This window comes from Acetobacterium tundrae, from assembly GCF_008086615.1.
GTDB lineage: Bacteria > Bacillota > Clostridia > Eubacteriales > Eubacteriaceae > Acetobacterium > Acetobacterium tundrae.
This window is the reverse complement of record NZ_RXYB01000012.1, coordinates 74,165-94,809: the sequence shown is the minus strand read 5'-3', so window position 1 is coordinate 94,809 and position 20,645 is coordinate 74,165. Positions and strand designations below refer to the sequence as shown.

At 40.6% G+C, this 20,645-nt stretch carries 17 protein-coding genes; 5 read left to right on the top strand and 12 right to left on the bottom strand.

What is annotated here, in order from left to right; all coding sequences use genetic code 11:
* The first annotated feature begins 58 nt into the window (after positions 1 to 58).
* On the top strand, positions 59 to 1,129 hold the full coding sequence (locus FZC40_RS10820; RefSeq protein WP_243135795.1) for a DUF3089 domain-containing protein: 1,071 nt from the start codon (positions 59 to 61) through the stop codon (positions 1,127 to 1,129).
* Between the two features lie 149 nt (positions 1,130 to 1,278).
* Here FZC40_RS10820 and FZC40_RS10815 read toward each other — a convergent pair whose 3' ends face one another.
* Together FZC40_RS10815 and FZC40_RS10810 are read right to left on the bottom strand one after the other, a co-directional pair.
* Entirely contained in the window at positions 1,279 to 2,220 is a 942-nt protein-coding gene (locus FZC40_RS10815; RefSeq protein WP_148604205.1) for an alpha/beta fold hydrolase, read from the bottom strand.
* 128 nt (positions 2,221 to 2,348) lie between these two features.
* Complete coding sequence (locus FZC40_RS10810; RefSeq protein ID WP_148604203.1) at positions 2,349 to 3,809, bottom strand: NAD(P)/FAD-dependent oxidoreductase; 1,461 nt, start codon at positions 3,807 to 3,809, stop codon at positions 2,349 to 2,351.
* Positions 3,810 to 4,044: 235 nt separating this feature from the next.
* Here FZC40_RS10810 and FZC40_RS10805 point away from each other — a divergent pair, with 235 nt between their 5' ends.
* A complete protein-coding gene (locus FZC40_RS10805; protein ID WP_148604201.1) occupies positions 4,045 to 4,284 on the top strand; it encodes a hypothetical protein in 240 nt (79 codons plus the stop codon).
* A gap of 103 nt (positions 4,285 to 4,387) precedes the next feature.
* Here FZC40_RS10805 and FZC40_RS10800 read toward each other — a convergent pair whose 3' ends face one another.
* From FZC40_RS10800 to FZC40_RS10785, 4 genes are all read right to left on the bottom strand, one after another.
* The gene (locus FZC40_RS10800; RefSeq protein ID WP_148604197.1) at positions 4,388 to 5,110 is read right to left on the bottom strand and encodes an ABC transporter ATP-binding protein; all 723 of its coding nucleotides are present in this window, start codon (positions 5,108 to 5,110) and stop codon (positions 4,388 to 4,390) included.
* Positions 5,111 to 5,121: 11 nt separating this feature from the next.
* Positions 5,122 to 7,452, bottom strand: a complete 2,331-nt coding sequence (locus FZC40_RS10795; protein WP_148604195.1) for an FtsX-like permease family protein — start codon at positions 7,450 to 7,452, stop codon at positions 5,122 to 5,124.
* The gene (locus FZC40_RS10790) at positions 7,415 to 8,770 is read right to left on the bottom strand and encodes an MFS transporter (protein WP_148604192.1); all 1,356 of its coding nucleotides are present in this window, start codon (positions 8,768 to 8,770) and stop codon (positions 7,415 to 7,417) included. The genes FZC40_RS10795 and FZC40_RS10790 overlap by 38 nt, the downstream gene beginning before the upstream one ends.
* A 99-nt stretch (positions 8,771 to 8,869) precedes the next feature.
* Positions 8,870 to 9,502 (bottom strand): TetR/AcrR family transcriptional regulator, encoded by a 633-nt coding sequence (locus tag FZC40_RS10785; protein ID WP_148604190.1) that lies wholly within the window; start codon positions 9,500 to 9,502, stop codon positions 8,870 to 8,872.
* Between the two features lie 354 nt (positions 9,503 to 9,856).
* Here FZC40_RS10785 and FZC40_RS10780 point away from each other — a divergent pair, with 354 nt between their 5' ends.
* A complete protein-coding gene (locus tag FZC40_RS10780) occupies positions 9,857 to 13,063 on the top strand; it encodes a methyl-accepting chemotaxis protein (protein WP_186843766.1) in 3,207 nt (1,068 codons plus the stop codon).
* 162 nt (positions 13,064 to 13,225) lie between these two features.
* On the opposite strand, the gene FZC40_RS10775 is transcribed toward FZC40_RS10780, so the two are convergent.
* Complete coding sequence (locus tag FZC40_RS10775; RefSeq protein ID WP_337959676.1) at positions 13,226 to 13,747, bottom strand: thiamine pyrophosphate-dependent enzyme; 522 nt, start codon at positions 13,745 to 13,747, stop codon at positions 13,226 to 13,228.
* 524 nt (positions 13,748 to 14,271) lie between these two features.
* Here FZC40_RS10775 and FZC40_RS10770 point away from each other — a divergent pair.
* Positions 14,272 to 14,961, top strand: coding sequence for an alpha/beta fold hydrolase (locus FZC40_RS10770; RefSeq protein WP_148604185.1), 690 nt, complete (start codon positions 14,272 to 14,274; stop codon positions 14,959 to 14,961).
* Between the two features lie 108 nt (positions 14,962 to 15,069).
* On the opposite strand, the gene FZC40_RS10765 is transcribed toward FZC40_RS10770, so the two are convergent.
* Positions 15,070 to 15,687 (bottom strand): Maf family protein, encoded by a 618-nt coding sequence (locus tag FZC40_RS10765; RefSeq protein ID WP_186843767.1) that lies wholly within the window; start codon positions 15,685 to 15,687, stop codon positions 15,070 to 15,072.
* A gap of 245 nt (positions 15,688 to 15,932) precedes the next feature.
* Between FZC40_RS10765 and FZC40_RS10760 the strand changes: the two genes are divergently transcribed.
* Positions 15,933 to 16,619 carry a 3'-5' exonuclease gene (locus FZC40_RS10760; protein ID WP_148604181.1) on the top strand — a complete coding sequence of 229 codons (687 nt, stop codon included), beginning with the start codon at positions 15,933 to 15,935 and terminating at the stop codon, positions 16,617 to 16,619.
* Positions 16,620 to 16,759: 140 nt separating this feature from the next.
* Here FZC40_RS10760 and FZC40_RS10755 read toward each other — a convergent pair whose 3' ends face one another.
* From FZC40_RS10755 to FZC40_RS10740, 4 genes are all read right to left on the bottom strand, one after another.
* Positions 16,760 to 17,428 (bottom strand): nitroreductase family protein, encoded by a 669-nt coding sequence (locus FZC40_RS10755; protein ID WP_148604179.1) that lies wholly within the window; start codon positions 17,426 to 17,428, stop codon positions 16,760 to 16,762.
* Between the two features lie 53 nt (positions 17,429 to 17,481).
* Complete coding sequence (locus tag FZC40_RS10750; protein WP_148604177.1) at positions 17,482 to 18,645, bottom strand: aldo/keto reductase; 1,164 nt, start codon at positions 18,643 to 18,645, stop codon at positions 17,482 to 17,484.
* Positions 18,646 to 18,791: 146 nt separating this feature from the next.
* Positions 18,792 to 19,352 carry a TetR/AcrR family transcriptional regulator gene (locus tag FZC40_RS10745; protein WP_186843768.1) on the bottom strand — a complete coding sequence of 187 codons (561 nt, stop codon included), beginning with the start codon at positions 19,350 to 19,352 and terminating at the stop codon, positions 18,792 to 18,794.
* Positions 19,353 to 19,585: 233 nt separating this feature from the next.
* Complete coding sequence (locus tag FZC40_RS10740; protein ID WP_148604172.1) at positions 19,586 to 20,596, bottom strand: diguanylate cyclase; 1,011 nt, start codon at positions 20,594 to 20,596, stop codon at positions 19,586 to 19,588.
* Between the last annotated feature and the right edge of the window lie 49 nt (positions 20,597 to 20,645).

Below are 20,645 nucleotides of genomic sequence, written 5' to 3'. Positions count from 1 at the left end.
TTTAAATATTTGTCGATATAAAAGCAGTATATTATAAAAAATAAAAGGAGAAATGAAAATGAAGATCGAAAAACGCCTGTTTTTATCCCTCACTGTATTACTTTGCTGTTTGGCTATTGCCGGATGCAGCGCCAAAACAGCCGATACAAAAGAAGATGCGGCACAGACGGAATCTTCCACAGCCATTCAGGCTACGGATTACAGTCAAAGCAACCACTGGTTGAACCTTCCCACAGAAAACAACAAAGACGTGGATGTTTTTTACCTATACCCGTCAGCATGGGCAAAGGTAAATGCTGACGATCCGATTATCTGCGATATTGATAATCCTGTCATGCTCCAACAATCAAAATTAGCCTATGAGCGACAGGCGACAGCTTTTTCAGACATTGCCAATATTTATGCCCCCTACTATCGCCAGGATGATGCCGGTTCAACTCTTGCCATGTCGGTTGATGAACAACAGGATGTAGTCAAAGGTGTTCCGCTGACTGATGCACTGGCCGCTTTTGACTATTATATCAAAAATTATAATAATGGCCGCCCTTTTATTTTAGCAAGCCATTCCCAGGGGTCCAACGTCATGATCTATATCTTGTCGGAATATATGAAAGCACACCCTGAGGTAAATGACCGCATGATCGCTGCCTACGTCATTGGCTATTCGGTAACCGATGATTATCTGGCCCAGAATCCTAACCTTAAATTTGCTACCGGCGCTGGCGATACCGGCGTCATCATTTCATATAATACTCAGGCCCCAACCATTGAAGGAACCGATGGTGTCGTAACCCCTGGCGCTAAAGCGATCAACCCGATCAGCTGGACCACTGACGAAACAGTCGCACCTGCTTCTGATAATCTGGGGTCACTCCAATTAAATTCGGATGGATCAGTGGCTAAAAATGAGGATGGAACCAATATCGTGGTGAAGAACTTTGCCGATGCTCAGGTTGATACCGCCAAAGGTGTTATCATTTGCAGTACTGTTGACGTAGACAAATATGCGCCGGGAAATGCAGTGTTTGGCAAAGGAGTTTTTCATTCCTTTGATTTCCCTTTTTACTACTATGATATTCAGGCAAATGCCGACCTGCGAGTTCAAAATTATCTGTTGAACCATAAATAATCCGATTCGTTTCTTATCAGAAATCGATTCAGTCATTAATATTTTCCGCTCCAAAACGGCTTAAACTCTCCAGCAGAATTTTTCATCGGGGTGACAATTTTAGAAGAATTTTGTCACCTCCTTTCAAAAAAATCGACTATCAATCCAGGTTATGAATTCCGCTCCAAAACATCTTTCAGGGCAAGCTGATAATCCTTTAAATTATCCAGCATGGTCATATGTCCGGCATTCTTGATGAGATACAGTTGTTTTTCTGGGGCGATAATCGTTTCAAAATATTTCACCGCAATCTCAGTTGGTGTTTCGTTGTCATTTTCTCCTAAAATAAAGTAAACCGGAACAGTATACTGTCGATTATATGCGTAAAGACTGTAATCCCAGAGTTCTCGAAATACATCATTATTTACTTTCATTCCATTGATCTGTCCCAATATCTCAGGCCATCCAACAACCGGACTTTTCAGAATCAGTTTGATTAAATTCCAGTCTATTTTCATACCAAGGTTATATTTTCCCTGCATTTTTCGAAGCACATTCATTTTTTTGAGCAACTTCGCGTCATCCGACTTTGGCGGATAAACACCGATTGCTGAGAGCTTTTCCTTGTCTTTTTCATTTTCTGCGTCGTCAATGGCACATGCCAATTTGCTGTAACAGACTTTCTCATTCTCGATGATGTCGATGACCTGGCCAACACCAATATAACACCGCACATGTTCGGGATGTTCGATTGCAAACATTGATCCCAGCACAGTTCCAAAAGAATGTCCCAGAATAACGATTTTTTCAGCCTGATATTTTTCTTTAACATAAAGCACTGTCTGCAGAAGATCTTCCTTAAGATTATCCATGGTTGGGATGGCGTTTTTGTTTTGATAATAAGTTTTTCCGGAACCTCGCTGATCGTAATACACACTGGTATAGTTTCCACTCCAGCCACTTTCTATATAATAGGCAAAAACAGATTCCGAACTACCCGGTCCGCCGTGGAGAAACAGAACAACAGGAGCATCCTTTTCGCCCTGATAGTGAATCATATATTCTTTGATGCCATTAATAGCAATGGTTTCTTCGATATAATTTGGTTTCATGCTTTTTCTTCCTCTAATAAATTCATGCCAATCATTTTTTTTACTTCAGTTTCTCAAAGTTATATATTTTTTGGGTTATCATTCAGATTTTTTCTGCAGTCTATCAAACTAACGGAATTTCCAATATATCAATTCATATTATTCTTAATATAATCAACAATTTCATTTTTACCGACACGATTGATGCCACTGTGTTCCACATCAAAACTCGGATCAATTGATTGTCCAAGTTGCCGTTCCATCACTTCGGCAACACGGGAACGGCAAAAAGTCCCCTGACACCAACCACAACCAGTTCGTGTACGTCGTTTAATACCGTCAATCGTTTTGACCGGAATACCACGATTCATGGCATCGATAATAGTAGCCTCAGTTACCTGTTCACAGCGACAGATTATTTTATCAGGACTGGATTCCATATCAACAAACGGCTGAATTTCTTTTAAAGGTTTCAGCTTTTTTCTGGTAATAATGGGTTTGCGGTAAGGATTGAAATCGGGGTCTTCTTCAAGCGGACAGTTCAGTTCTTTTAGAAGCTTGACAACCATATCAGCAATGGCCGGAGAAGAAGTGATCCCTGGAGATTGAATTCCGGCACAATTAATAAACCCTTTGACAGCAGTTGCTTCAATGATAAAATCATCTGTCGAACTGACCGCGCGGACACCTGTAAAGCTACGGATGAATTTTTTAATATCTAATTTGTCAGTTGTATGTTTGGCCTCCATAAAAATCTTGAGCAGACGTTCAGCATGAGTGGATTTATCAGCAGTTTCTTCATTAACAGCATCCGGTCCCATCAGAAGATTGCCATAATAAGTTGGCGTTACCAGGATTCCTTTGCCCATTTTTGTCGGCATTTGGAATAAAACCTTATTGATGATACTTCCCGATCCCCGAACCATGAGGAGATATTCTCCACTGCGCGGGTTGATTGTAAAGTAATCAACCCCAACCATCTTGGATACGGTGTCCGATGAAATGCCCCCAGCATTTATGACATATTTAACAGCATAATTTTTGTTCGTTTGATCAACCAATTCGAACCCATTTTCGGTCTGATGAATACCTGTAATTTCGGTATCAAGAATGAGCTTTACACCATTTTCCACCGCATTTTCAGCTAGTGCAATGGCCATTTCGTAGGGGGAACAAACGCCAGCCCCCTTACAATAAAGAGCGTACTTGACATCAGGGTTGACATTCGGTTCTAATGCCATGATTTGATCATGGTCAAGAATTTCAAGGTCATCCAAACCATTGGCTAATCCATTTTCATAAAGCTTTTTTAGTTCCTCCAGCTGATCTTCCTCAAAGGCGAGAACCAAAGAACCGATTTTTTCAAATCCAAAATTCAGCTCTTTATTAAGCTGATCAAATTGCTTTCTTCCCTTGTAACACAAACCACCCTTAACTTTTGCATGAGATTCAGCAAATCCGCCATGAACAATGGCAGAATTAGCCTTGGTTGCCCCCATTGACACATCATTTTCTTTGTCAAAAATAACAACCGATAATTGATAACGACTTAAAGCCCGGGCAATAGATGTTCCGATTATTCCAGCTCCAATAATAGCGACATCATACATAACAGTCTCCTTCGTATTCCTACAATAAATTTTGATCAATAAATTATTGTATATTATATACCAATTTTCCTTAAAATTAGAAGCATTATATTTTTTTCGATCCGCAAAATAATATAATGCGCTGTCTGGAGAAATTTTCATGGTAATAGACTGTATTTTAGTATATATTTAAATTCAAATGAAAATTTTATTCATCTAAATTTTTCTATTATTTTAATTTAGGAGTGACGATACAATGAAGTACTCATATGATTATGAAGAACTTATTGGCGATATCAACGAAGATATTGACGCCGGCATAATTTCGCCAAACGATACATTAAAGGTTATTCGCAAAAGAAAAGCGGTAAGCAACAACTATCACCCGATTATTGATTATTATTATTCCGACAATCTTCCCGAACAAAAGCACGAGGTCATGCTTGTTAAAGACGTTTTACAGGAACTGGTTTATCATCACATGCTTACTAAATAAAACTTTGATAAGTTTTACTTTGGAATATGATCAAATTTGCCCATAACATGAAACGAAGGCTGCCAATATTGGCAGCCTTCGTTTCTATTTAACAGCAGACAAATTAATGTGTTAATTCCATCAACCATTTATCCAGTTCCCGTTCATGGTCTGTAACGGTCAGGAATTCTTTGCAAGCTGCTATCTGCCCATCTTGAATATAGAGTACCTTTTTTGCTTTGGCCGCGACCCGGGGTTCATGTGTAACGGTCATGATGGTCATTCCCTCATGATTCAAATCTTCAAGAATTGCCAATACCTGATCCGTGGCAGCGGAATTGAGAGCGCCGGTGGGTTCATCCAAAAACAGAATTTCAGGATTATTGATCATGGCGCGGCAAATGGAAGCCCGTTGCAGCTGTCCGCCGGAAACTTCCCGGACATCGCGCTCTTCGAGTCCTTCAATTTCCATGCGTTTCATTAATTTTGATGCGCGTTCCCTGATGATGTGCACCGTTTCTTTCTTTGCGATAAGACCAGGGAGGATAATATTATTGAAGATCGAAAGATTCTTCAACATCTGGGCATTCTGAAAGACAAATCCCATTTTAGTCAGCCGGAATTCGGATAATTCAACCTCCGGCATTTCGGATAGGTTTCGGCCTTCAAACAATATCCTGCCGCCGCTAACGCTGTCCATTTGGCTGATACTGTAGAGAAGTGTCGATTTACCGGAACCGGAAGGCCCCATAACCCCGACGAAATCCCCTCTTTTTATTTCAAACGACACATTATTCAATATCTCTAAGTTATTAAATGATTTGCTGATCTGTTCAACTTTTATCATGACTTGACTCCTTATTCCATTATTTGATCTCTGATATGATATTTTTCAACTACTTTAGTTCCCACAATCACAGTGATGAAGACGACCAGCAGTTGAGCTGCCGGGCAGAGCAGATAGGCCGTAAGCGGATCGACCAGCATCGTTATTTTTGATGCCCCCATGGAAGAAAGCATGAGGCCGAAAATAACGCCACCCAAAGAATTCGCAAAAATTGTTCCGACAACAATTCCCATAAACTGAATCACTAGAATCCGTATTCCAAACTGTATCCGGATGTCCCGGTTTGAAAAGCCGATTACTTTTTTGATTGCGATGGCACTATGTTCCTTTGCTGTGACAAGCTGCAAAAACATCACGGTAATCAGTATAATTAGCAGCAGCGCTATGACGATGGCAGTCCCTTCGACCAGGCTCATATCATCCATAATGCCGCTGAGTGTCTGCGCAACGAATTCATTAACCGGCGTTATTTTACCGACGGTCAGAACTGTTCGCAGTTCATCCGTCTTTTTAGCAATCGAGACACCGTCTTTGACATTCAAATAAACAATATAGACCTCCACATCATTTTCGTCAAAATCTATGGCTGCTTTGGCAGTTTTACCACCGTATGTAATATCCTGGTAAATACCGCTGACAGTGAAGATAAGATCGGCCCCTTGATATTTTACCGTTATCGAATCGCCAACCTTTTTTCCTAATTCGGAAGCATTCAGATAAGAAAGCGCCATTTCTTTACTGCCAACCGGGGCGCTTCCCTCAAGGTATTCCAATGGGAAAACCGATTCATCACCATTTTCCACGCGGATGTATTCCCATTCTCCTAATCCATTCTGAGACTGTACATAGCCATTTTTATAAATTGCCGCCTTCTCAATTTCAGAATCATTCTCCAGATAGGATGTCACGGCGTCTTTTTGTTTCGTCAGATTATCCGTATACTGAATATCAATACGGATATCGCTTTGACCCACCCCCATATAAGTAATGAAAGACGGATTTTCAACGGTACTCTTCATGTTCAGCGGAAGCAGCATCAAAAATGATGAGAAGACAAAGACTAAAAAGATAACAACATATTCCTTCCATCTGCATTTCAGTTCACCGATTGCGATCGTCAGGTTTCGATATTTCAAGCCTCTGGAAGGCAAAGAATAATGGCCTTGTTTCTTGATCTGCTCTTCCTCGCGCATCAGCTCCACAACCGTACTCTTGAGATTTCTGCGGATGATTCTTCGGCATTCCAGCAACACAATCAGACTGAGCAGAATGATCCCGATGAATGGAAACACCCATTTCATCCATTCGCCGCTGCCAGATCCGCAGTACCGAATAACCGAGGAGGAAAAGAAATCACCGAATGGGATGGCTGCCGAATAACCAATGACTGCTGCCGCCAACAACAATATTGAATATTTTATCTGATACAGCTTCTCAATTGTTTTTTCTGGAAATCCAATTGCTTTCATCGCTCCGATAGCAGCATGCTCTTCTGACATGGTTGCCCGAATAATATAAGATAAACACAGGACTGAGATGATGATTAAAAGCAGACTGATTGCAATAATAATGAACGCAACCAGACCATAAGAAAAAGTATTCATCAGCCTCAGAATGCTGCCGGTTATTCCCACGCCATTGGAAGGCATACCTGCATCCATATAATCCTTCGCCAAAACCGATGTCGATGCGCCATCCTTTAACAGGAATTCAAAACAGTATTCCCATTCCCCCATATAGGAACTGATTTCAGCCATGTCTGACTGACTGATTAAGAAACGCTTTGAAGATGCCAGTGCAGAGTTCATCGATGAGTCCCGAATGATGGTTGATACCTTCAGTTCCTTACGGTAATCACCTTCATGCACGATAATGACATCGCCGGCTTTAATACCAAGCTCCTGAGCATAAAAGACAGGCACGCCGATTTCCCCATCCTGAACAACGTCAATTTCATTATTCATATTAAGCAGAAAATCAAATCCGTTATTCTGAACAACGAATCCGTTATCCATCAAACACTTTTCCAGGGTTTCACCCTGATAAATAAAATTTGCATTCCTGACATCAAGCATTTTAACGGTCAGCGAATCCTTAATATAATCATGAATTTCAACAAAATGATCAAGCGCTTCCTTATCAAATGCGCCCTTGTGCATCTGAATATATTCGGGTGAAACAGCCATTTCATTTAACCCTTTCACTGAAGATATCATCGCACCGGTCACTCTTAATCCACCGGCCATCATAAGAGCGGAAAGGACCAGGAATACCGCCAGGGCTGTTGTAATCACTTTGTTTCTTTTAAAGTCCTTCCGAACAAGATTCAGCAACAGCTTCATATAAATTCTCCTCTTCCAACGATTTCACACTTTTCAGTCGGGAAACAACAATGCCAACACCGGCCAATACTACCCCGGTGATTGCGATCAGCAATGCATTTCCTCTTCCTGCACCGGCACCAATTACGGCTCCGATTTTTATGGCGAGCAAACTATTTCCCTTCATAAACGGCTCAAATACATAGTCCGAAAGAATGCCAGAGGCAATAAATGCCAATATGTAACCCATCTGAGTAATCAGGCCGATCAACCCGAAAGCTCGTCCCTGGACCTCATTGGCAAGATTTCTGCGGATCAGAACTTCCGCCCCAATCTGAACAGCCGGCATGAAGACAAACATCATGAATCCGAACGCTGCTATCAAGAACAGATTTTTACTGACGCCAATCAGGGCAAAAAAGAGCCCGCAGCCGAATAATCCAATCGAAAGCATCTGGCCATAAGATTTTGTATGCTTCAGACAACTGATGACGATGCTGCCGACCAGCATACCCAATGCAATGATCGTGGTCAGAATGCCCAATTCGGTTTCCCCAGCCAAAGCCAGCACAAGGGGTTTACTCAAAATCTGTACAAAACCAAGGCAAAAAACCGAAATGGTCATAATCACAATCATTGTCATGATCCCGCTTTTCCCCCGTATGGCCGCAATCCCTTCCTTTAATTCCCGGCCAATACGTAATGAAGCACCACCGCGGTGTTTTATCGCCATGCCTTTTCTTACCGCAACAATCACCAATACCGTTGTAAAAAAAGTAAGAATATCAATTATGATCAGCGTGCTGACGGTTGTAATTTGCAGCAGCAGCCCGGCCAGTGCAGGGGATATGATAAGCTTGGCGCTGTTTACAATCTGAACCATTCCACCCGCTCGGACGAAATCTTCATCCGACAATAGATCCGTGACGGTCGCTTTAAAAGCCGGTTCCGATAACGACGTAAAAATTGAGCTGACCCCGACGCCCATACAGATGACCACAATGGAAGGGCTGCTGCTCATCACCGAGAACAGACAGACTAGCAATCCAAGACCGGATAACAATTCCCCGAAAATCATCATCAGCCTTCGATCATAGCGATCCGCCAGAACACCTCCCACCGGAGCGAGGAGAATGGATGGCAGAAAAGCACAAATGCTAAATATACCAGTTGCGGCAACCGAGTCTGTCATCGCCAGGACATAGATTGCCAGACCAAAGTCTGTTAATCCGCTACCGATACTGGATATGAACTCCCCGGCAACCAGTATCATGAACTTCTTCATTCCTTTTTCCGGTCTTTTTGTTTGTGTTTTTTGTATTTTATTTTGTTGATTCATTATGATCCTCCTTAAAATATATCGTCTTTTCTTCATGTTAATGTCGACCGTCGGTCGGTAGCAATGTAAAAAAAATGGCTTTACAGATGTCCAGTCGTTTTACGGTATTTGCCCAAACATTTGTAAAAAGCCATTCAGTTCTCCCTCTTTTGTTCCCAGCATTCGTTCAGCATGACACAAAAATGCCTGTATTTTTTGGGGATACTCTTCCATTTTCCATTCAAACGTATCGCAGTCAAACATCATATGTCCCAACAGCAGAATCGTTTCAATGCATTCCGTTGGATACTCCATATGAGCAATCCCTTCTTTTATGCATTCCAGCACCGGTTCCTGTAAAACTGGTGTCATCCGCTTAAGCATCGCTTTTAAATATAGCCGTTCCAACTTGGCATTCTCAACTTTATGCAATTCTTCCTTTATCTCATCTGATCCCTCAAACTCTGGAGCCTGTGCCATGATCGCCATCATAATGCGATTCAGCAAAGGAATGGATTGATCCTTGACGACTATTTCTGCCCTCCTAGCACCTTCTTCGACAATATCAAGAATGATTGCTTCCAGTACTTCTTCTTTTGAAGCAAAATAATAGTAAAAGGTGCCTTTGGCAATATCCACTATCTTCAGAATATCATTAACAGAAGTATGGTCATAACCTTTTGTAACAAATAATTCTCGTGCTACATCCAGAATCTCACGTCTTCGTATTTCCCCTTCTTTGACTGTTTTCATTTTTCATCCACCTCTATCGACCGTCAGTCGATGCTACTATAATAAATAAAATCGATGTAAATGTCAAGCATTATTTTAAAAAAGTTGCGATTTTTTTCGAAAATCCCATTGCTATTAAATCGAATAAAAAATATTTAAGTTTTAATACAAGCCGTCGATATTATATTACAACACATGCAATCGATTGTGAAAATGCCATGCGCTTCGCACCAGGTTTCCATCGAACAATTTTCAATTTAACTGCGAACAGTCGCCTACTGTTTCAAAATTGTTCATAAAACCGATAACAAAGCAACTGACATTTGTGCTTTACAAATTTTGCAATTGAAAAAAATGACTAAAAGGAGAAAAACAATGAACAAGAAAAAAGGACTACTCTTACGTATGCTGCTCACGATCGGATTACCGGTTGCCATTATTTTTGCAATCGTCGCAGGCATCTCACTGTATGTTGTGAACCAGTCCATCACCAACATCACCATCAATGAATTATCGGCACGTTCCCAGGCCGTATCAAATGAGGTGGAAGGCTACTTGAACGAGTACATTGAAGTTGCCAAACAAATGTCAACCAATCCGGAAACCCAAAAAATGTTTGAAGAAATCACTCCGGGGGTCCCCATCACTTCAGTGGGTTCCTACCCTGAGGTTAAACAAGCTTTAGATAATGTAAAGGCCACCAATCCTGATAATATTATTGCCGCCTGGATTGGGGATTTCGATTCGAGTCAGATAACGCAGTCAGACGGTTATACTTCCGATGCCTCCTATGACATCACTTCCCGAGGTTGGTATAAAGATCTTCAAGAAAAGAAAACCGTCTTTATCACCGAACCATATGAAGACACTGCAACCAAAAAGATGATTGTCAGTGTGGTTGCTCCTGTATTTAAATCAGGCACTCAAGAAATGACTGGCGCCACCTGCATCGATGTTTCCATTGATCATATTAAGCAGATCATTGCTGAAAATAAAATTGGAGAAACCGGATTTTTCGTGATTGCAACCAATAAAGGTACAGTTTTTGATCATCCCAATCCCGATTTTATCAATAAACCCCTTACCGACACTGATATGTCGGAAAATATTATCTCCGCCCTGATGGATAAAACTGCCGGTTCTCTTACTTACACAACAGACGGAACCAAAAGTCAAGGTTATGTTGCAAAAATCGGTGATACCGGCTGGGTTTTGGCCACCGGGCTGCCCATGAAGGAATTTAACCAGCAGTTTGTCGGTATTCAATTGATGATGCTTGTCATCTTTGGTTTGGGACTTGTAGTGATTATAGGACTCATCGTCTTTTCCACCCAAAAGTTCATCAACCCCATCAAGAAACTGGCTGAAGCGGCTGATCGCCTTGCTGTTGGCAATATCAATATTGACTATTCCATGGCTGATCATGCCACTCAGGACGAAATTGGTGCGCTTACTGTTTCATTTGTAAATTTGGCTGAAAACATCAAAGATCAGTCCGAAGCGGCACGTTTTATGGCTGAAGGCAATCTCGATATCAATATCCAACCCAAATCTGAAAATGATATTTTAGGAGTTAGCATGATTGCCATCAAAAAAGCCATTGGCAATCTGGTGTCTGATACCATCATGCTGTCGGATTCTGCCATTCATGGGGATTTTACAAAACGTGCTGAAGAAAGCAGACACGCCGGAGATTATGCAAAAGTTATTGCTGGCATTAACCAAACTCTTGATACCGTTGTGGATAATATGTTTTGGTATGAGTCTATTATTGATAATATTCCTTTTCCGATCCAAGTTACCGATAACAACATGAAATGGATCTTTATGAACCGGGCCTTTGAAGCTTTCCTGATAGCCAAAGGCGTTATAAAAGACCGAAATTCTGCCTGTGGTATGGACTGCTACAATGCCGGAGCCAGTATCTGTCAGACTGACAGTTGCGGTATCCGTCAATTGCTGGATAAGGGCTTATCTGAAAGTTATTTTGAATGGGCTGGTCGAAGCAAGAAACAAGATACCGCTTATCTCAAGAATAAAAGCGGTGAAAATATTGGCTTCGTGGAAATTATCACCGATTTAACCGCTATCATACGCGTCAGTGATTACACTAAAACCGAAATTGGCCGATTGGCCAGTAATCTCATCTGTCTGTCTGAAGGAAATATGGACTTTGATATGAACATCAGCGAAGCAGATGAATATACCACTGAAGTCAGTGCACAGTTCAATGAAATCAGCAATAGTTTAGTCACAGTAAAAGACTCAATTGGAGAAATGATTGACGGTGCTGCCATGATTACCAATGCAGTTATTGACGGCAACCTCCAGACTCGGGCGGACACCAGCAGGTTCCAGGGTGCCTGGGAAGAACTGGTTGGCGGCATGAATGCAATTCTGGATGAAATCAACAAACCAATCCAAGAAATCATGTCCGTTATGGATGCTATTTCAAACGGCAACCTTCAGGCCCGTATTGCCGACAATTATAAAGGCGATGTTGAAATATTAACCGGAACCGTCAATACTACCGCCAAACGTTTAGATGTGATTGTCAGTGAAATTACAGAAAAAATCGGACAATTATCTCACGGAAATCTTGATATTGAACATGCAACACCATTCGATGGCGATTTTGTTACTATTTCAAATGCCATCAATGTGATCATTGATTCTCTGAACGACGTCATGGGAGAAATTAACACAGCTTCCGAACAGGTAGCCTCCGGCTCTGGTCAGGTATCCGCCGGTAGTCAGTCTCTGGCTCAGGGTTCCACTGAACAAGCTAGCTCCGTTCAGGAATTAACCGCCTCGATTGCAGAAATCGCTGAGCAGACAAAAAAGAATGCGGTTGACGCTAATCAAGCCAGAGAATTAACTGACACAGTCAAGACCAATGCTGCCAAAGGCAATGCTCAAATGTCATCCATGCAGAGTTCCATGATAGCCATTAACCAGTCTTCTGAAGATATTTCAAAAATAATCAAGGTCATTGATGACATTGCTTTCCAAACCAATATTCTAGCCCTTAATGCCGCAGTGGAAGCTGCCCGGGCCGGCCAGCATGGCAAAGGTTTTGCAGTCGTCGCCGAAGAAGTAAGAAGCTTGGCGGCACGAAGTGCTAACGCTGCCAAGGAAACCACAACCTTAATTGAAGGTTCCATCGATAAAGTTCAAGAAGGAACGAAAATTGCCGATGATACTGCTGCTGCTCTGGACGATATTGTAGCAGGCATTGAAAAGGTCACCACCCTCATTGGGAATATTGCTGTCGCATCCAGCGAGCAAGCCTCAGGAATCGCCCAAATCGATACTGGCGTTGAACAAGTAGCTCAGGTCGTTCAACAGAACTCTGCTACTGCTGAACAAAGCGCTGCCGCCAGTGAAGAACTCTCCGGTCAGGCTGAACTGCTCAAACAAATGGTTGGCACCTTCAAGCTCAGATCTAAAATAAGATCACAATCCACAGCCAAATCAATTGAGCGACATCCAAAAGCAACATCGACAAAAGAAACTCCACGTCCGGCTTCCGAGAGCAATGTCGACCGCGAAGAAATAACCATCGATTTTGATAAATATTAAAGATTTGATGATGTAACACAACCGGAGAGCGACTATTTACTAAATAGTCACCCTCCGATATTACCTAATGCATTAACAATCTCAAATCACTCATAACCAGATAAAGGCAAAAATCAGACATTTTCGACCTGATTCTTGCCTTTATTATTTATGGCGTCATTTTTATTTTATGATCATCTCGCTGATAGCATTACCTGGTGGTACAATTGGCAGTACGTTTTCTTCGTGCTCAATGATAAACTCAATGATTATCGGTCCGGATACATTATTTTTGGCAAAATAAAAAGCACGCTTTATATCTTCGGCCTGTTTAACACGAATCCCCTTTGCACCGTAGCTTTCGGCCAACATAACAAAATCTGGTGTATATTCCGGGCAGGTTCTGTCCGGATCGCCGCAAGCGCCCCCACAGCTCTTTCGATAAAGCAAACAGGTGCTGGAATACCGTTTATTGTAAAACATTTCCTGCCACTGACGGACATTTCCCAAATAGCCATTATTCAAAATTATGATGATCAGTGGGACTTCATAAACCACTGCGGTTGCCATTTCTTGTATGTTCATTTGAGCACCGCCATCACCGGAAATGACAAGTACATCTTTATCTGGATTACCCATTTTAGCGCCCAATCCTGCCGGTATGCCATAGCCCATGGTTCCCAGTACTGTAGGACAGCAGTTCAACCTGCATAAAACGAACGCTGCGAATGAGGAGCTGGTTCTCAGTCTATTTTACGGACGCGAAGTCCAAGAAAGGAAGACGATATACCGATTGCTCTTACATTCTAACAGCTTAAGCAACAAGATGGATAAAGAACTAACTGGTTGTTAGGTACTATAACCATAAATCAAAAGGCATTCAAAGTATGAGCAGTACCGGGCGCTGCTATGATAATGCTTGGATGGAGAGTTTTTCCGCAGCTCTTATATTTGAAAAAGTTTGATGATTCTGGGTGATGAAAATCAGGGTGGGCTCGCGCTGATTGACTCCAGTCAATTCATCAGTCAGTTTGAATTTGTCAAAAAAATTTGGGCTATTCCCATCAAATAGTTAAGGATCAAGAAAGTGAAGATTAAAAAAATGCATATTATACTGATTGTTTTAGCTTTTGTGGTCATCAGCATCGCCGGTTTCCTCGGTTATTTTTTACAGCAATTTACACCCGCTTTATTCCTGCACGGCAAACGGCAAGGTGCTGATCTGATTTATGGAGCATGTGATCAGCGAAAAATGTATTGTCTCCGGACATTCTTCCAGCGGTGTTCTGGCAGCCTGGCTGGGATCCAACGCGCCGGAGCTGGTCAGTAGCGTTCTGCTCGAAGATCCACCGCTCTTTGCCGTGACTCCTGAGGAAATGCAGGAAGGAAATGCCTGCTTTGCCTGGAAGGATACCTTCTTGACCATTCACAGCTTTCTGAACCAGACGAATGAAACAGATTTTGTTGTCTACTATTTTAAAAACAGCTACATGGTTTCCCTTTTCGGTGGTTTAAAAGAGAAGGTGGTGCAGGCTGTTGAGACATTTCGAAATAATTATCCTGGTCAGAGACCAAGAATCTTCTGGATCCCCTATTCCTGGCTTCGACTCATGAATTCCTTTGATTGCTATGATCCGGCCTTCGGCGAGACCTTTTACGATGGTTCATGGATGAATGACATCGATCAGGAAGCGATGCTAAAAGCAATCCAGTGCCCGACGATTTATCTGAAAGCCGAAACAAATTACGGAAAGGACGGGGGTTTGTATGCCGCCAATACCGATGAAGATGCAAAAATGGTTCAGGATTGCCTTGTCAGTTGTGAAACCATGACTATCAAATCAGGCCATGATATCCATTATGAGCATCCAGACTTTTTCATTTCTGCTTTAAAAAAACTGCAGGATAAAACCAAATAATTCGGCATTCTCATAGATCTGATACATGCATCACAAAAATAAAGAAGAGCGATCTATTGATAGTAAGACTTTTTCAAAATTATTGACAGCTTTATATTTTCCTTAAAGTTAATTAACTTTTTTATTCATCAACTTATTGAGTCTTTTGTTGAGTTGGGCTATCGGAAGACCGACAATATTATTATAATCGCCTTTTATCCACTTGACCCAAAGCCCAGCTTCTTCTTGTATGCCATAGGCACCGGCTTTATCCATGGCCTTTCCGGATGCCACATATGCCCTAACCTCTCTTTTCATCTGTTTGTTCCAGCTAAAAAACTTTATTTTTGATACCGATACAAACTGTTCCTCTAGATTGCCAAATTTTATACTGACTCCGGTTAATACCCGGTGGGTATTACCGGAAAGAATTTTGATCATCCGGTATGCATCGTCTTCATCCATCGGTTTACCCAGGATCTGATCATTTAAAACCACAACAGTATCCGCCCCGATCACCAGAGCCTCCTGATTGTCCTTTTGTATTTCTTGAGCTTTCCTCAATGATAGCTCAAGAACAAGTTTTTTGGCTGCAGCCAGAAAATCGCCGTCTTGGTTTTTTAAAATATCCATTTCAATTTTCTTTTCATCAATATCCGCCACTTTTATTTCAAAGTCCTTAACGGCCAATTCAAGCAGCTCCCGTCTTCTCGGCGACTGGCTGGCCAAAATTATTTTTGGGTTCAAATTTTGCCTCCTGATTATTTATTTGAGTTTCAATATTTTTTTATTTCGATCTTTAATTGTCCGACCATTCACTGATTTAACTTCAAAATCAGTGAATTTTATTGTCTTAATTTAATATATCATAATTTTTTTTTATAAAACATTTAAATATGATGAATAAAAATAATAAATTTGGTCATAATTGAACTATGGATCTTATCGACCGTTTAGGTCAAATTTGAAACATATAGTAAGGAGAATTAATTATGAACATTATTCCAACAACCAGAGATTATAAAGGCAAAAACCTTATTGAATTTCCTGATGATTATGTGATTATTGATATTGAAACAACAGGGTTCAACCCTAAAAACAACGAAATCATTGAAATTGGAGCAGTAAAAGTATGCAAAAATGAAATTACATCCATTTTTCAATCATTAATCCGGCCGATGAACCCTATTAATGATTATATTTCTAACCTAACCGGCATCACCAATCAAATGGTTGCGGATGCCGCACAGGTTAGCGAGGCGCTGGATTCCTTTCTGTGCTTTTCAGTTGATAATGTTCTAATTGGTCATAACATTAATTTTAACATCAATTTTTTATATGATCATTGTGAAGAACAGCTGGGACAATATTTGACCAATGATTTCATTGATATCGTGAGTCTGTTCAGAGAAAAAACAATACCTCTGCAAAACCGGGGCCTGCTGGCTTTATGTGAAAAATGTGCGATTCGAAACACCACTACCCATAGAGCACTTTCCGATTGCCTGGCAACAAATGATCTGTTTCAATATTTAAAATCGCAACAGAAACCCACTGAATGTATTGGCAAACTAGATTTTCTCAACTTCAGATCAGAGCTAGGGATGAATCATCCTTTGTATATAAAGAAATGTCTGCTCCAGAAAACAGGCCGTGACAATGCCGTTCGGATTATTTGAATGATTTATCCCAGAAAGAGGACCCTGTAAAGTGTCTTTTTCCAGGTTGTCGACAAACGTATCTTGCCGTACAATGTAAAATAGTCGTTGTTCTTGACCCCACTTAGCTATCCTCACCAGTCAATTGCTTCAGTATCTGATTATTTATGATATCGCCAATTTGCGTGTCCCGCACCGAGTTCAAAATGATATTTAACGATGCCAAGGTCTAGTTTGGTGAGAAATCCTTTTCCCGCTTTTGCTATCACCGTATTGCCATTAAGGGAAATTAAAAACTTCTGCTGATTCATAGCAGTAGGCGCTAATTGTGCTGCTTCCATCGCCTGTCGGAACCATTCCGGCATATTGGCATTTACGTGGCTGAGTTCTTCAACAGATTTTGTCTTGTGAGGGATGCCATCTTTATCGAAGTACCCGATAGCGATAACGCAGACAAGTTTTTCTCCTTTTTCTATTGTACAGCGGCTCTTGCTTTTGCTGTATGTCCCGGCAACCCAGCATGAGCCCATACCAAGTTCGGTGGCTTTTAACACGATCTTCTCGCCATAATAACCTAACTGTTCATCAAGTTCTTTTGATTTTTTTCCAACTAAGGCAATGTAATTATTGACATTGCTGAATTTTCCATAGTGCGACAGCAAGCCGTCAAATGCTTTTAGTTCATTCAGGCATAGCTGAATATGAATTCCGCTCTTCTTATTGCACTCGTCAATAAGCGAACTCAAAATATGGGCAGGTTCCCCTTCGATTTTTCTCTCGTTAAAGGCGCGTACCGAATGACGCGCTTTCATCAATTCTAAATTTTCCATAATTATCCTCCTAAAATAGTTTTCGGGTCGATCCTGTCGGGCAGGAAGACTTTTTATAATTTCATGAATTTTTTAATTATAAACCGGGTTGGCTTATAGTAAAAACCCTCCATCGCTTTTGAAACATTGGTCAGTTCGTCTCTTATCTTAATATTTTGAGGGCAATGTTTTTCGCATTTTCCACATTTCGAACAAAGAGAAGCATTGCTGGTTTTACTCTTCACGCTGGTTTGCATAATGTATTTGCTCAGAGCAGACGTTTTACCTTCGATCTCCCGATCATTGTAGCATGAAAAACAGGTCGGAATATCGACCCCCATTGGACATGGAATGCAATAATTGCATCCGGTACAGGGTATTTTAATTTTTTCACTCAGTATTTGACTGACATTATTAAATAATTCAAAATCAGCGGCTGTAAAAGCATTTGCTTCAGCTTGTGATGCTGTTTTTATATTTTCTTCCACCATCGCCTGAGAATTCATTCCAGATAATACAACGGTTACTTCCGGGTGATTCCAAATCCAGCGAAATGCCCATTCTGCTGGAGAACGATGTACATATGCCTGATCCCAGACCTTATAAACTTCTTTGGGGAGATTTGTAACCAGTTTCCCGCCTCTTAACGGTTCCATTATCATAACCGGCAATCCTTTAGCCGCAGCATATTCCAGCCCTTCTTTTCCAGCCTGTTTATTTTCGTCAAGAAAATTAAATTGAATCATGCAGAATTCCCAATCAAAAGTGTCCACCAGTTTTTTAAATTCATCTCTGCCGCCATGGTATGAAAATCCGATATTAATAATTTGGCCTGCTTGTTTTTTTTCTTCAATCCATTTCATGATGCCGAGTTTTACAAGTCTTGTCCAGATTGTGACATCGGTCAGCATATGCAAGAAGTAATAATCGATATGGTCTGTTTGCAGCCTTTCTAATTCAGCGTTAAAAATCTTGTCAAGATCTTCATATTTCTTTATTAAATATGGGGGCATCTTGGTTGCAATTTTAACGCGGTCACGATAACCTTTTGCCAGCACTCGACCTAATATAGCTTCACTCTTGGGATAAATATAGGCTGTGTCAAAATAGTTGACACCATTCTCAATCGCATAAATTATCTGTTTTTCTACTTCTTTTTCATCTTTGGCAAATCGCATACAGCCAAAACCAAGGGCTGAAAGTTTGTCTCCATTTTTAGGGTTGATCCGATAATTCATTTTTGTAATACTCCTTATTTTTTTTAGTTGCTTTATTTTTTCTGCTTGTCGAAGAACAGGCAACGGTTATTAAAATCGATGTGATTAATTTAAAATTACATTACCTCCGGCTGAATGACTATTTAGTCATTCTAGTATAAAAAAAATCATTTTTTTATACTATCCCAGAGAAAATCGAAAGACATTTCTAAAAACTCTTCATCTCCAGCCAAATTAGGATTCGCAATATAGTAATAGGTACTTGAATTCAGTATACCTACAAGCACCGTACTGATATAATCCAGATTGACATTTTTTATAATTTCTTTCTCTATCCCTTCAGTAATCAACTCTAATATGCTATTGAACTTACTTAAACCTTCTTTGCGTGTTGTTTCGCCGATGCAGGATGCATTGCAGAACTGCTGAAAAAAAAGGAATTCATCGGTATACTCAAGACTCCATCTGAGATAATTGATATAAATTCTTTTCAATTTGCTTCGATAGGTCTTTTCTTGATCAAGACCATCGGATAACCGTCTTGTCAATGAATCCTTGCAATTTAGATAAAGGACATTAATCAATTCTTCCTTACTGTTAAAATAGTTAAACAGTGTTCCGGTTGCAACACCCGCCTCTTTTGAAATTCGGGCCGTAGGGGTATTGTCGAAACCATACCTATTGAAAAGTGTCAATGCTGCTTTTAATATCTGTTCTCTTTTATCCACCATTGCCTCCTTATCTTTCTGTCCTCAATTATAATTTAGAATGACTAAATAGTCAACCTGATATTGCTGACAATTCGAAAACAATATCAGGTTCCTTAAAATATTCCGTAACTTCTATTTTACGAGGTATGTAGAAACTACTTAACTTTAACAATTGAGAAGGCTTCTCCAAGTTTATCCCCCATTTGGTAATACCCTTTATCGGATGCGCTAAAGACAAATGGCGATACTTTTTAACGACAAGAAATCTGGTTTCTTCCTATTTTTTTTGCACGGTACATCGCTTTATCTGCACTTTCGAACATACTGCATTCCTTTTCCGGATGATGTGTTTGAGCGCTGGTAATCCCAATGCTTAATGTAATTTTCAGTTCAATGTCATATGTTTCAGCCTCAATCGCCATTCGGATGTCTTTTCCGATTCTTTCGGCTGTATTGAGATTTGTTTCTGGCATCAGGATTACAAATTCATCCCCGCCCCATCTTGCCACTATATCTGTTGTTCGAACCTGAGAGCTGATGGTTAACGCCACTTTTCTTAATACCTCATCTCCTGTCTGATGTCCATACTGATCATTCACGATTTTGAAATCATCCAAATCCAATAGCATCAACACGTAATCTCTCTTAAAGCGCTCGAATCGATTTTGCTCTTTTAGCAACGATTCTTCAAAATAATGTCTTGATCTCAGAAGGGTCAAATGGTCCTGATTAATGATGGTGATGAGTTCATCATATGCCTCTTTCAAGCTTTTTGTTCTTTTTTCAACCATGTTTCTCAGTACGTACGTGCGCTCTTCCAGTTCTTTCAAGGGATAGACTTCATCCTCATCATGAACCTGGGTAGGTAAAGAAATATGCATTCCTGCAATTTCAATTCGGTCACACGCTCGATGCATCACCAGCATTAATCGCAGATGGTTGATTTTCAGCCCCTGATCCATAATCGTGGTGCTCATATCAAATTCAGTAATTCCCAGGGCATTATCCGGGTCCAATAAATGAACATGCTTATGATGATAATAAATATCAATCCGATCTGGTGCTGCCTCGATATCTTTCTCAAATTGCAGTAAGGCATCCTGTTTATTGAAAGTTCTCTCGTTTAAACCTGTTCCAAACGCGAAAATCGAATCCGCAAGCAAGGGCTCTATTTGCGCCAAACTACGCTCTGTCATATAAGCTTTCATATATTGGTCAAAATACTCTTCAAAGATGGCAACGTTTTCTTTTTGATCATTCATGTTTATGCTTACTCCTTATTTTATTGTGTCGTTCACTTTAAGCTCTGTT

Bases quoted from the DNA above. Each gene is read 5' to 3' on its own strand.
- FZC40_RS10820 (WP_243135795.1), top strand. From the start codon at position 59: ATGAAGATCGAAAAACGCCTGTTTTTATCCCTCACTGTATTACTTTGC.
- FZC40_RS10815 (WP_148604205.1), bottom strand. From the start codon at position 2,220: ATGAAACCAAATTATATCGAAGAAACCATTGCTATTAATGGCATCAAA.
- FZC40_RS10810 (WP_148604203.1), bottom strand. From the start codon at position 3,809: ATGTATGATGTCGCTATTATTGGAGCTGGAATAATCGGAACATCTATT.
- FZC40_RS10805 (WP_148604201.1), top strand. From the start codon at position 4,045: ATGAAGTACTCATATGATTATGAAGAACTTATTGGCGATATCAACGAA.
- FZC40_RS10800 (WP_148604197.1), bottom strand. From the start codon at position 5,110: ATGATAAAAGTTGAACAGATCAGCAAATCATTTAATAACTTAGAGATA.
- FZC40_RS10795 (WP_148604195.1), bottom strand. From the start codon at position 7,452: ATGAAGCTGTTGCTGAATCTTGTTCGGAAGGACTTTAAAAGAAACAAA.
- FZC40_RS10790 (WP_148604192.1), bottom strand. From the start codon at position 8,770: ATGAATCAACAAAATAAAATACAAAAAACACAAACAAAAAGACCGGAA.
- FZC40_RS10785 (WP_148604190.1), bottom strand. From the start codon at position 9,502: ATGAAAACAGTCAAAGAAGGGGAAATACGAAGACGTGAGATTCTGGAT.
- FZC40_RS10780 (WP_186843766.1), top strand. From the start codon at position 9,857: ATGAACAAGAAAAAAGGACTACTCTTACGTATGCTGCTCACGATCGGA.
- FZC40_RS10770 (WP_148604185.1), top strand. From the start codon at position 14,272: ATGGAGCATGTGATCAGCGAAAAATGTATTGTCTCCGGACATTCTTCC.
- FZC40_RS10760 (WP_148604181.1), top strand. From the start codon at position 15,933: ATGAACATTATTCCAACAACCAGAGATTATAAAGGCAAAAACCTTATT.
- FZC40_RS10755 (WP_148604179.1), bottom strand. From the start codon at position 17,428: ATGGAAAATTTAGAATTGATGAAAGCGCGTCATTCGGTACGCGCCTTT.
- FZC40_RS10750 (WP_148604177.1), bottom strand. From the start codon at position 18,645: ATGAATTATCGGATCAACCCTAAAAATGGAGACAAACTTTCAGCCCTT.
- FZC40_RS10740 (WP_148604172.1), bottom strand. From the start codon at position 20,596: ATGAATGATCAAAAAGAAAACGTTGCCATCTTTGAAGAGTATTTTGAC.